Origin of the sequence: Chitinophaga oryzae (genome assembly GCF_012516375.2) — a bacterium.
GTDB lineage: Bacteria > Bacteroidota > Bacteroidia > Chitinophagales > Chitinophagaceae > Chitinophaga > Chitinophaga oryzae.
In genome coordinates, this window is the sequence record NZ_CP051204.2 from 1494018 (window position 1) to 1507308 (window position 13291).

Annotated in this window: 7 protein-coding genes; 6 read left to right on the plus strand and 1 reads right to left on the minus strand. The window is 49.2% G+C overall.

Going from position 1 to position 13291, the window contains the following annotated elements; all coding sequences use genetic code 11:
• Window positions 1–88: 88 nt before the first annotated feature.
• The 5 genes from HF324_RS06220 to HF324_RS06240 all read left to right on the plus strand — a co-directional run bounded on the left by HF324_RS06220 (window position 89) and on the right by HF324_RS06240 (window position 10905).
• Entirely contained in the window at window positions 89–2956 is a 2868-nt protein-coding gene (locus HF324_RS06220; protein ID WP_168810525.1) for a triple tyrosine motif-containing protein, read from the plus strand.
• A gap of 12 nt (window positions 2957–2968) precedes the next feature.
• Window positions 2969–4129, plus strand: coding sequence for a threonine aldolase family protein (locus tag HF324_RS06225; protein WP_168862131.1), 1161 nt, complete (start codon window positions 2969–2971; stop codon window positions 4127–4129).
• Window positions 4130–4625: 496 nt separating this feature from the next.
• A complete protein-coding gene (locus tag HF324_RS06230) occupies window positions 4626–5729 on the plus strand; it encodes an ROK family protein (protein ID WP_258539446.1) in 1104 nt (367 codons plus the stop codon).
• A 121-nt stretch (window positions 5730–5850) separates the two neighbouring features.
• Entirely contained in the window at window positions 5851–8967 is a 3117-nt protein-coding gene (locus HF324_RS06235; RefSeq protein WP_168862132.1) for a SusC/RagA family TonB-linked outer membrane protein, read from the plus strand.
• Window positions 8968–8985: 18 nt separating this feature from the next.
• Window positions 8986–10905, plus strand: coding sequence for a SusD/RagB family nutrient-binding outer membrane lipoprotein (locus HF324_RS06240; protein WP_168862133.1), 1920 nt, complete (start codon window positions 8986–8988; stop codon window positions 10903–10905).
• 63 nt (window positions 10906–10968) lie between these two features.
• On the opposite strand, the gene HF324_RS06245 is transcribed toward HF324_RS06240, so the two are convergent.
• A complete protein-coding gene (locus tag HF324_RS06245) occupies window positions 10969–11904 on the minus strand; it encodes a LysR family transcriptional regulator (protein ID WP_168862134.1) in 936 nt (311 codons plus the stop codon).
• 106 nt (window positions 11905–12010) lie between these two features.
• Here HF324_RS06245 and HF324_RS06250 point away from each other — a divergent pair, with 106 nt between their 5' ends.
• Window positions 12011–13132, plus strand: a complete 1122-nt coding sequence (locus tag HF324_RS06250) for an alkene reductase (RefSeq protein WP_168810537.1) — start codon at window positions 12011–12013, stop codon at window positions 13130–13132.
• Window positions 13133–13291 lie beyond the last annotated feature (159 nt).

Consider the following 13291-nt stretch of genomic DNA (forward strand, 5'->3'; position numbering starts at 1 on the left):
ATTGATTTCCAATAAAAATCGACTACATCATTACTACATCATCCGAATTTTATATCTTCATTTTATGAGAATATGGTGCTTGCTTATCTTGATATACCTATGCAGCCTGACCTGTACCGGACAAAACACTATAGGATTACCACAGATCATTAATTACAGCAAGAGCGATTTCAAGGCAGGGACGCAGACCTGGGATATCCGGCAGGACAGCAGGGGTATGATGTACTTCGCGAATAATGAAGGAATGCTAACCTATGACGGCAGTCACTGGAACGCATACCCGTTGCCCAACAAAACCATCGTGCGTGCGCTGGCGATGGACAGCAACGACCGGGTATATGCCGGCGGGCAGGACGAAATAGGCTATTTTGAAAGGGGGGCCAATGGCGTATTGACCTATACTTCTTTAAAAAAATTACTGCCAAAATCGCAGAACAGGTTTGCAGACATCTGGAGGATAGAGCTCTTCGGGGAGTCGGTTTTTTTCCAGGCTTCGGACCGGCTGATGGAATTCCATAACAACAGCATCAAAGTATATCCCACCACCAGCGAGTGGATGTACCTCCGGAAGGTGGGCAATAAATTATATGCGCAGGACAAGGCCAATGGCCTGCTGCGGCTGGAGCGTCATGAATGGCTGCCGGTCAATACCGGGGAGCCGCTGAATAATGTGCTGATCTCCGGTATGATGGAAATTGGCCGGGACAGCCTGTTGATCACCACGCAGACGCACGGGCTTTTTCTCGTTCGGCCGGACGGTTCGCTGCAAAAACAGGACAGCCATCTGCCGGCAGGCGTTAATCTTTCTGTGTGTACCCGCATCAATGCCGGTGAGCTGGTAGCTGCTACTACGGCCGAAGGCTGCCTGGTGATGGACTTTGCAGGGCGTATTGTACAGAAGATCTCCCGGACGGAGGGGTTGCAGAACAATAATGTGCTCAGCGTCTTCCTGGATAAAAACAACAACCTGTGGGCAGGATTAAATAACGGGATCAGTTTTATCGCTTACAATGCGGCGATAAAATATATAGGTCCCAGTAAAACGAACGAAGTGTCCGGTTATTCGGCCCGTATTTATAAAGGGCAGCTGTATATCGCCACGTCAGACGGGGCGTATTACGTGCCCTTGTCCGGCAGCGGCGACCTGAGTTTTTCCAAGGGCGATTTTGTACGGATGGAGGGCAGTCAGCATGAGGTATGGCGGCTGGACGAAGTGAACGGTCGCCTGTTGATAGGGCAGCATATCGGCAGTTTCGAGGTAAAAGACCATGTTATTCAGCCGCTGGCTTACGGGTTGGGCACGTGGTTGTTTAAGCCGATGACATCGGTGTACCCGGCAACGGAAGTGCTGGCAGGCACCTATGCCGGGGTGCGGATGCTGGGGTTTGAGCAGGGCCGTTTTACGGATAAAGGCGTAGTGCCGGGGCTGCAGGAGTCTATCCGCTTCCTGGAGATCGACAACAATAATGTGATATGGGCATCGCACCCTTACCGGGGCGTGTACCAGCTGCAGCTGTCGGCCGACCGTAAAATGCTGACAGCGCATTTGTTTACCGACAGCGCGGGCCTGCCCTCTGCGTTGAATAACTTTGTTTTTAAAATCAGGAACCGTGTGGTGTTTGGTACCGCGAAGGGGGTATACGAATTTGACGCCGCTGCCGGCAGGTTTGTTCCTTCTGCTTTCCTGCGGTCTGTCTTTGGCACTATGGAGATACGGTATCTGAACGAAGATGCAGACGGTAACCTTTGGTTTTGCAGCGGGAAGAAAATCGGGGTGGTCGATTTCCGTCGTCCGTCGGGAGGCCAGCCGTTCACTATTACTTATATCCCGGAGCTGGACGGTAAGATATTAATGGGTTTTGAAAACATCTACCCTTATAATAAAGAGAATATTTTCATCGGTTCGGAGAAGGGGATGATCCATCTGAACTATGAAAAATATGCCGGCAGCCAGCAGCAGGTGCGTATTATTATGGGGCAGGTGAGGGCGCTGGGTAAATCGGACAGCCTGATTTTCGGTGGTTATTTCCGCCGGACGGAAGCCGGTTTTGTACAGGATGAAAAGGAGGCGCCGGCGTTGCCGAAGAGTTACAACTCTTTTCATTTTGAATACAGTTCCCCGGCTTACGGGCTGCAGAATAATATAGAATACAGCTATCAGCTGGAAGGATACGACGGGCGCTGGTCGGCATGGTCGTCGAAGTCGGAGAAAGACTATACGAATCTGCCGGATGGGCAGTATATTTTTAAAGTCAAGGCGAGGGACAACCTGGGGCATGAGTCGGTGGCTTTGCGTTATCACTTCAGTGTGTTGCCGGCATGGTATAAAACCGTGTGGGCGTACCTGGTATATGTGTTGTTGCTGGCGGGTGTGCTGTACCTGTTGTACCGCTGGCAGCAGCGGAACCTGGCGGTGCAGCAGCGTAAGTTCGACGAGGAGCAGGCCCGGCTGAAATACATCCATCAGCTGGAGCTGGAGAAAAACGAGAAAGAGATCATAGCGTTGCAGAACGAGAAACTGGCCAACGAGATCCGTTTCAAGAACAATGCGCTGGCCGATGCGTCGTTGCACCTGGTGGAAAAAGGCGATGCGCTGGTGAAGGTAAAGGACATCCTGGCGAGTGTGTACAAGAAGAACGACAATAACCCGGAGATACGCAATGCTTTGCTGTTGTTGAATGATGTAGAGAAGAACAATGCCAACTGGGAGCAGTTTGCCTCGCATTTCGATGAGATTAATAATAATTTTCTGAAGAAGCTGAAGGACCGTTATCCGGTGCTGACCAATACCGATCTGAAGTTGTGTGCTTATTTGCAGCTGAAACTTTCCAGCAAGGAGATAGCGCAGCTGATGGCGATATCCGTGCGTGGGGTGGAGATCAAGCGCTATCGGCTGCGGAAGAAGCTGAACCTGCCTACTGAGCAGCAGATGACCGATTTTTTTCATACCATTTAACCTGTAAATGATATGCATATAGACAGAAGGAATTTTCTGAAATCTTCCGGCCTTGGTATGTTGCCGGTATGTATACCATCTGTAGTAACCGAGATGGCTGTACGTAGTGCAAGCGGGGTGTTGCCGGTGAACTTTATCCGGGATGGCCTGGGATTAAGTATGACAGAGACGCTGGACAAGTTGCAGGAGATCAACCGGAAGAAGCCGATCATACCGGATTTTTACGGCAACGACGGTACGATGGAGGAGTTGTTGCAGTTATTTCAGCGGCTTACCGGCAAGGAGAAGGCGGTGTACATGCCTTCCGGTACGATGGCCAACCAGCTGGCCATCCGGGTGCTGAGCGGGGATAATACCAAGGTGTTTGTGCAGGAGACGAGCCATGTGTACCGCGATGAGGCAGATGCAGCGACGGCCTTGCATGGCAAGCGGCTGATACCGCTGGCTCCGGGGGAGGCGTATTTTACCCTGGAGGCCTTGCAGCAGTCTATCGCGTATCATGAAGAGGGGGAGCTGTTTAAGAGCGGTATTGGTGTGGTGTCTATTGAGAACCCGGTGCGGCGTTGCATGGGGAAGACGGTGCCGGTGGCGGAGCTGCGGCGTATATCCGCCTGGTGCCGGGAGAAAGGGTATAAGTTGCACCTGGACGGTGCACGGCTGCATCTGGCGGCGGCTTTTGCCGGTGTAAGCGTGAAAGAGTATGCCAGCTATTTTGATACCGTGTTTATTTCATTGTATAAATGTGTGGGCGCTATTAACGGTGCGGTGCTTTGCGGCGATAAGGCGGTGATGGACAAGATGGAGCATCAGATCAAGATACATGGCGGGGCGTTGTACCGCAACTGGCATAACAGCGCGTTGGCGTTACATTACCTGGATGGTTTAGAGGAGCGGTTGCGGGAAACGGCGGTGCGGGCGCGGGAGCTGATAGGGCAGCTGAACCGGTTGAAGGGGTTGAAGCTGACGCCTTTTGAGCACGGTTCCAACTGTGTGGAGATTGCTTATGGAGAGGGAGTTGATCCGGTGAAGCTGTCCAACTACCTGCGGGAGAAGCATCAGATTGTGATGCGGCGGTCTGTTGAGCAGGGGAAGTCATCGTTGAATTTTAATGAGACGTTGCTGAACAGGCCGGTGAAGGAGATTGTGGAGGCGTACCGGGAGGCGTTGAAATAGGGTCACGCAAAGGCGCCAAGCAGCAAAGCGCGCAAAGATCATAAAAGCGAGCAGAGAAAGCAAAGGCGGGGAGATTACATTTGATCTCCCCGCCTTTGCTTTCTTGTTTAAACTTTAAAGATCTTTGCGTGCTTTGCTGCTTGGCGCCTTTGCGTGCTCATAAAACGTTTTACCTGCTTTTACGTTTTAGCGGCTTTTTAAAGACAGATTTTTGCCTTTTTCTGATACAGAATTAACATTTTCATAATAACTTTACGCATTTTTTTGATAATTATATCGAACTAATTAAAATTTTCGAGGAAGTTTTTGTTTAGTTTTAGAAAGTTTGGCTATCTTGAACCGGAATTATGAGATAAGCTGATTCACTTGTTATAATTGTGATGTACCTGAAATAGTATCAATCAAAATGGTGTCTGACCGCCAAGAGTTATTCAAGAAGACAATACTAAAACACCTTTACTTCAACAAGGAGTTATCCTGTACCGACTTAACACAGTTGACCGGCAGGAGTCTTCCGCATACCACGAAAGCGCTCAACGAGCTGGTGAAGGAGGGATTGGTGATAGAGTCGGGATATGCGATATCTACAGGAGGGCGCCGTCCGCAGATGTATTCTGTGCGGCAGGACTACCTGTATATATTATCTGTGGCGATGGACCAGTTTATGACCAGTATTTGCATACTGGACATGAGCAATAACATGATCGGAGAAGAGCGGGTACTGGAGCTGGATTTATCCGCTCATCCTGACGGGATCCCTATCCTGGGACAGGAGTTAAAAAAAGTGATAGCGCAATCCGGTATTCCCAAAGAAAAGTTTGCAGGCATTGGCATTGGTATGCCGGGTTTTGTGGACGTAACAAAGGGCGTCAACTATTCTTTTTTTGACACGCCCGCGAAGAGCATCAATGAATATCTGGAGATAGTGACCGGGATACCGGTGAGCATTGACAATGATTCTAGCCTGATAGCGCTGGCCGAGTGGAAGCTGGGGGAAGCCCGCCACCGTCAGCATGCGCTGGTGATCAATATCGGTTGGGGAATTGGTTTGGGGATGGTGTTGAATGGCAGTCTTTTCCGTGGTGAAAACGGCTTTGCCGGCGAGTTCAGTCACATACCGCTGTTTACCAACAATAAGATCTGCAGTTGTGGAAAAATGGGTTGCCTGGAAACAGAGACTTCCCTTTCTGTAATAGCAGAAAAAGCGATCGCCGGAATTCAGGCCGGAAGGACCACGGTAATGAAAGGGTTGTCGATGGACAACAGGATTGCCACGTATCATCAAATTATGGACGCTGCTATCAAGGGCGACAAGTATGCTGTAGAATTATTATCAGAGGCAGGATATCACATCGGCAGGGGGATCGCTATACTGATTCACTTATTCAACCCCAAGCTGGTGATTTTAAGTGGGAGAGGCACAAAGGCCGGCAGGCTCTGGCTGGCACCGGTACAACATGCATTAAACGAGCATTGTATTCCAAAAATCGCTGAAAATGTAGAAATAAGAACATCATCCCTGGGTTATGCTGCGGAACGATTAGGCGCTGCAGCACTGGTTATGGAAAATTTGGATAGAGCTCAACGGAGTAAAGCGTAAGACACAAAAAAATTTTTTAGCATCAATCAAAACATAAACAGCACCATAAAGGCTGAATGAGACCTCTTGTGCTGTACAGTAACGTGTCATCATTTATTATTTAAATTCAAAATTTACCGCAATGAAAAGGTGGTTAGGCTTTGCGCTGCTGGCTTGTCTGGTAGCCCTTTGCTGTCAAAGCGCTTATGCGCAGGAGAAAAAATGGGTATCCGGTACCCTGAAGGATGGCTCCGGCGCCCCTATTATCTATGCAACAATTGTTGAAAAAGGTACTACCAACGGTACCACCTCCAACGAAAAAGGTGCTTTCCGCGTACAGGTAGCTCCCAACGCTACGCTTGTTATCACCAGCGTAGGCTTTACTAAACTGGAAGTGCCGGCCAACGGCAACCTGGACCTCGTAATGCAGGACAATTCCAAAGGGCTGAACGAAGTGGTGGTAACCGCTCTGGGCATCAGCCGTGAAAAAAAATCACTGGGTTATTCCATGCAGGAAGTAAAAGCCAATACACTGGTAGAAGCGCATGAAACCAATATCACCAATGCGCTGACCGGCGTGGTGGCTGGTTTACAGGTAACGCGCGCCAGCGGCGGCCCTGCAGCGTCTTCCAAAATCAACCTCCGTGGCAACACCTCGCTGAACGGTAAAAACCAACCGCTGATCGTAGTGGATGGCGTACCTATCGATAACTCCACCGGTGTTGGTAATGATGGTACCAACGATTACTGGAACCCTTCTCTCGATATGGGTAATGGTCTCTCTGATCTGAACCCTAATGATATCGCCAGTGTGACAGTGCTGAAAGGTCCTTCTGCTGCTGCATTGTACGGTAGCCGCGCAGGAGATGGCGTTATCCTCGTTACCACGAAAACCGGCCGGAAAAACACTGGTGTGGGCATCACTGTCTCTTCCACCGTTGGCCTGGAAACTTTCTTTACCCGGCCGGAAGCACAGAAATCTTTCGGGCAAGGTACAAACGGCGTCTTCAACGAGATTTCCGGTACCAGCTGGGGCCCGAAAATTGAAGGGCAGGAAGTGACCAACTGGGCAGGCAAGAAAGAGAATTTGCGTTATTATGACAACGTAAAAAGCTTCTATAACACAGGACTGAACCATAACGAAAACATCTCTTTTCAACAACAGTTTGATAAAACATCTGTCTACACTTCCCTGAACTACCTGAATGATAAAAGTATGATTCCGGGAACTAAATTGTCCCGCGTGAATGTGACCAGCAGGATCTCCGGAAAGTACGGTGCCAAAGACCGTCTGTCTACAGATTTTAAAGTACAGTACTCCAATACCAATGCTGTAAACAGACCTGCAACCGGCACCAACTCTCGCAACTACGCAACGTTGCTTTACTCCATGCCTACTTCCATGGATATTACCCAGTTCAAAAACCCCGTGAATGAATTTGGAAAGATGGCATGGTACAGCATTGGCAATGACGTAAATCCCTACTGGGCCACAAAATATTTGCTGAACCAGGATATCCGTAACCGCTTTATCATGAACGGCGCTCTTAAATACCAGTTCACCAGCTGGTTGGACGCTGAAGTGAAAGCTGGCGCAGACATGTATAATACCACAACAGAGAGTAAATCATACGTTGGCAGCCCAGCCGCTGTTAATGGTGGATATGGTGCCGGCAGGCTTAGTTTTTCCGAACTGAACTACAGTGCTCTGATCACCGCCAAAAAAGATAATCTGATCAACAAACTGAGTGGTAATATCAGTGTTGGCGGAAACCTGATGAAACAGAAGACTTCCAATGTAGGGTACAGCACAGGCGCGCTGGTAGTACCCAACCTGTTCGTGATCAAGAACTCAAGAGACGCGATTAGTACTACTGACGCATTTACAGAGCAGCGTATTAACTCCCTGTACGGAACGGCAGGTTTGAATTGGGATGGTTATCTCTTCCTTGATGTTACAGCACGTAATGACTGGTCCTCTACCCTGGCCCCGGAAAACCGCTCTTTCTTCTATCCCTCCGTAAGCATGTCTTACCTGTTTACTGAGCATATCAAATCCCTGCCTTCCTGGCTGAGTTATGGTAAACTAAGAGCTTCCTACGCTGCTGTTGGTAACAGTCTGCTGCCTTACCAGCTGTATAATAACTATTTAATTGGTCAGGACCCGAACGGTCAAATCACAGCTTCCCGCGATAAAACCTACTATAATAAAGATGTAAGAAGTGAGTTGATCAAATCTCATGAGTTGGGTGCCGAATTTCGTTTTATGGATAGTCGTTTCGGACTTGATTTTACCTACTATAAATCCAACGCCACTAATCAGTTGATCGACTTACCGATGGACCCTGCCAGTGGTTATGGAAAACGTAAGATCAACGCTGGTAACATCCAGAACAGTGGTTTTGAGATTATGGCGGATGCAAGGATTCTCAACAATCCTAAAGGTCTGATGTGGAATATCTCCGGTAACTTGTCTGTGAACCGTAACAAAATTATTGATATCGGGGAGGCGCAAGGTGTAAGCCTTTATCCGCTGGGCGGCTTCGACGCTGTTTCCATTATTGCGAAAACAGGTTCTTTGTATGGTGATATTTATGCCAACAAAGTATTAAATCGGGTAACGGATGTAAATAGCGAGTACTATGGACAACTGATACTTGAAGCCAATGGTCTTCCCAAAATTATTGATGGTGACAAATACCTGGGTAATCAGGCGGCCAAAGCACTCTTTGGTATTACCAATACCTTCTCCTACAAGAGCTTTTCACTGGGCTTCCTGGTAGATGCCCGCATTGGTGGTGAAATATATTCTGTCACCCAGCTGATGATGCAGAAGGCAGGAACAGCAGCGGTTACAGCTCCGGGCGGACAAAGAAACGATTTGGTAGTACCAGGTGTCGTTGATGCAGGGAATGGTAAGTATACACCTAATACCCGGTCTGTAACTCAACAACAATATTGGAATGCCATTACCGCCGGCAACCTGGGCGCTCCTGAAATAAACGTATATGACGCTACCAGCATTCGTCTCAGAAACGTACAGCTGAACTACAATGTGCCTAAGAGCGTATTAGGCCGTATGCCGGTTCAGTCAGTGAAAGTTGGCCTGTCCTGCAACAACGTATGGATGATTTCCAGCCATGTACGCGGTTTGGATCCGGAATCTGTATTCGCCATCGGTTCCAATGCTACCGGTTTTGAAAACGGTGCGCCTCCAACCACCCGTACATTCCTGTTGAACCTTAGCCTTAGTTTCTAACCATTAAATGCAACTGACATGAAAAAAATAATCATAAAATCAGGCGTAGTGCTGGCTGCTTTTTCCATGTTGCTGTCCGCCTGTAGTAAATTTGAAGAAATCAATCAGGACCCTAAGAAAGCTGGTGAAAGCCAAGTGCAGGAAGAGTTTCTTATCAATAGCTCTATCATCGCTGCCCAGATGGACCCGGATGTGGCTGAACGTTCATTTGTGCTGATCTGGAAAGCTGCTGCTCACCAACAACTGGATGACGGTATTACTTCCGGCAATAATAATGATGGTTGGTCAGGTGCTTACTATACACAGGTATCCAGCTGGCTGACCAATATTACTGCCGCTGTTAATATGGGTGAACAAAAAATCAAGACCGGTAATATCAATGAATACACAGCGAACCTGTTGCAGGTAGCACGTATCTGGCGTGCGTATTTACTGAGCGAGATGTCCGACAATTATGGCCCTATCGCTATACAGGGATACGCTAATGGCATCAACCCTGATTTTGCAAGCGTAAAAGATGTATATTACTTTGTCCTGTCCGAGCTGAAAGATGCCAGTGCCAAACTGAACATTAATCAATCACCTGGGGATGCGCTTTCCAAATTCGATCCTGCCTATAGCTACGATTTCAAAAAATGGCAACGTTATGCTAACTCTCTGCGCCTGCGCCTTGCCATGCGTTTATCTGAAATAGATGGCGGTAAAGCAAAAACAGAATTTGAAGATGCTGTGCGCGGTGATCTGATCACAGACATGAACCAGACCTTTCAGGTACAGGAAAAGGAAGGATGGAACGCGCTGAGTGGGGTAATGAGCCGTGAATGGAATGAGCAGCTGATGACCACCACCCTGGAAAATTTGTACACCGGCCTCGGTGGTATAAAAACTGCTGACCAACTCACTGACCCGGTTTACCAGCCATATATCAGGCCCGCCGACTGGGCAGGTTTGCAACTGACAGACCACTTCCCGACCACTTCCAGTGATCCGCTGGCAGGTTTCTGGTTCGATGGGCTACCGCAATCCATTGATCCACGTGCCTATAAGGCGTTTATCCCTGCTGGTGATTTTTCTAATCCTGATTTCTCTAAATATCCATCTTACAATGAGAATGCTTGGAAGAGAACTGCCCGCGCTTTGATGAAGAACGATAGGGATACCGCCAAATTACTGGATGGCAAAATGGCCTGGAATGGTCAAACCAATGGCGACTGGGGGACTAAAGGTACGCTCAACCGCTGGTATTACTGGCCCGGCGGTGCTCCGCGTATGACACAGAGGTTCCGTGGCAGCACCAGTAAACGTATTTTCTTCGCACCCTGGGAAACTTACTTTCTGATAGCGGAAGCAGCGGTAAGAGGCTGGAACGTGCCGATGTCCGGCAAGGCCGCCTATGAGAAAGGCATCACGCAAAACTTTGAATACTGGGGTGTTGCTCAGTTCGCAGGCACCTATCTGACTTCTACCGATTTTAACATGGTAGGTACTTCCGTAAGCTGGGACCACACTGCTGAGCCGCCGGCTACGCACACCATGAATTTCAAAAACGGTTATACCGATGCACCAGGCACTGTTGCTATTAAATACCCGGTTAATAACCTGTATAAAAATGGATCGGTGAAAAATGACCTGCTGACCAAGATTATCACGCAGAAGTACATTGCTAATATGCCATGGCTGCCGTTGGAAGCATGGAGCGATCAGCGCAGACTTGGCCTGCCGTTCTTTGAAACACCGAACGTAGAACAGCCAATACCTGGTTTACCGGGATTGAACAACGGTAATTACATGACCAGTAACGTTAAATTTTATCCACAGCGTATTAAGTATCCGTCTGTCATGAAAAACGCCAACAGTAAAGGCTACGACCAAGCCGTAGGTTTCCTCGGTGGCACCGAAGATGTCACCACACCGCTCTGGTGGGCTAAAAAGCCATAATTTTTGCTTCACCCATAATTGTCACGTCAGCCGTTAATTGGAAACAATTAGCGGCTGACTTTTTTATAGCGCTCCCATTTCTTTCCGGAAGATGTCTTCCACCATTTTGATTTCTTTGGCGTAGATGGTTTTTTTGCGGGAGCCGAAGTACAGCGTGTTTTCCACTTTTACATCGCCGGCCCATACGGCTTTTACCTGGCCTGATTTGATCTCATCGCGGCAAAGGAAATCGGGGATGATCGCAAAGCCCTCGTTGCCGCTCAGGCAACGGACAATAGAGCTGATATTGGGCACGATATAGTTGGGCTTGAAGTCGATGTTCTGCCGGAGGTTCATTTTCCAGAAACGTTTGAGATGGTCCATGTCTGCGGCGGTACTGTACCATACCTGTTGTTTCAGCCAGCTTTCCACTGCGCCTATTTTCGCCGCCTTTACTTTCTCATCTTTTACATCGATCTCTTTGAGGAGTGTTTTAAGCGGTTTGATGTTGGTACGTTCGCCACATACCAGGAGGATTTTCTCGCGTGAGAAAGGTTTGAATTCGAGGTTGGTCTGTTCTCCTTTTTCCGGCGTCACGATCAGGTCGAGCACCCCTTTATCCAGGTCGTGTATCATTTCCTGGTACAGGCCGAATTTCACGATCACGTTGAACGGCAGGGTAGAGATATATCTTTCCAGGGTGAACTGGAATGTTTCGAAGCACATACCGATGCTGATGGTAGAGCGTCCTTCACGGCTGCTGCGGTGAAATACCTGTTCCGCCATTTCCAGCCGCCCCATCGGCTCCTGGATGAAGTTGTAGAGCACCTTGGCCCTTTCCGTAGGCACCATTTTCTTTGCAGAGCGGTCGAACAGTTTGTAGCCGGTAGCTACCTCCAGTGAGTTGAGATGCAGGCTGACGCCGGGTTGGGAGATATATAACGCCTGTGCGGCGGCTGTAAGGGTACCTTTCTCGTAGATGGTTTTAAAGGTACGCAGCCATTCCATATTTAAATTCATGATCTATTATTTTTCTGATGCAAAAGTACAATTTATCTTATTTGTGTAATGAGTTATTTCGATGGAAATTTGTGTTGTCGAATCAGAAAACCTAAAAACGAAGACAATGCTTTTTACAAATCATACCATAGGAAATACAGTACTCCGCAACCGGATTGTAATGCCTCCCATGACCCGCTCCAGGGCCGGGGCCGACGAAGTGGCCACCGATGAGATGGCAGCATATTATGCGCAGCGTGCATCTGCCGGGCTGATTATCACCGAAGGCACGCAGATCAGCCGCCAGGGCCAGGGATATGCCTGGACGCCGGGTATCTATTCCTCCGCACAGGTGGAAGGCTGGAAAAAAGTAACCAGCGCGGTACACCGCGAAGGCGGGAAGATATTTGCCCAGCTGTGGCATGTAGGCCGTGTGTCCCACGTGTCCCTGCAGCCGGGAGGTGCGGCTCCGGTGGCTCCCTCCGCCATCCTGGCGGAAGGCGTAAAAGTAGTGATTGACGCAACCGGCGAAGGCCCGACCGGCGGCGGTATCCGCAAGGAACAACACTCCATGCCCCGTGAGCTGACCATCCCGGAAATAGAAGCTATCATCAGCGACTACGCAGCGGCGGCAAAAAACGCCATCGCCGCCGGGTTTGACGGCGTGGAACTGCACGGCGCCAACGGTTACCTGATAGAACAGTTTATTGATTCACAAACCAACCATCGTACCGATAAATATGGCGGCAGCCTTGAAAACAGGCTGCGTTTCCTGAAGGAAGTAGCGACAGCTGTTGCGGCCGCCATCGGCAAAGAGAGAGTAGGCGTGCGCCAGGCGCCGCTGACAACGCTGATGGGCGCGCAGGACGATCATCCGGAAGAGACCTATATCGCTGCCGCAAAGCTGCTGAATGAAGTAGGCGTAGCTTATATCCACATCGCGGAAGCCGACTGGGACGATGCGCCGGTGATGTCCCCGGCTTTCAAGGCCGCCTACCGGGAAGCGTTTAAAGGCACGCTGATTTACTCCGGTAAATACAACAAGGCCAGGGCCGAAGAAGCACTGGAGAAAGGCTGGGCCGACCTGGTAGGTTTTGGCCGTCCTTTTATCGCCAACCCCGACCTGCCTTACCGGCTGGAACACGATCTGCCGCTGAACATACCGGATCCTTCCACTTTCTTCGGAGGCACCGGAAAAGGCTATACGGATTATGCCCGCTATCAGCAACCTGCAGGTGTTTTGGCATAAAACAGTCAGGGCCGGATAACCTTATCCGGCCTTTTTTATCTCCGGGGGAGCCGTTGGTCCGATGATGGCCCTGCCTGATGGCAACCGGTACGTAAAAGTTGATAGCTATTGCCCGGTTGCGTAAGTCCCATTATCATCAAAAAGAATAAAAGCGGTTTC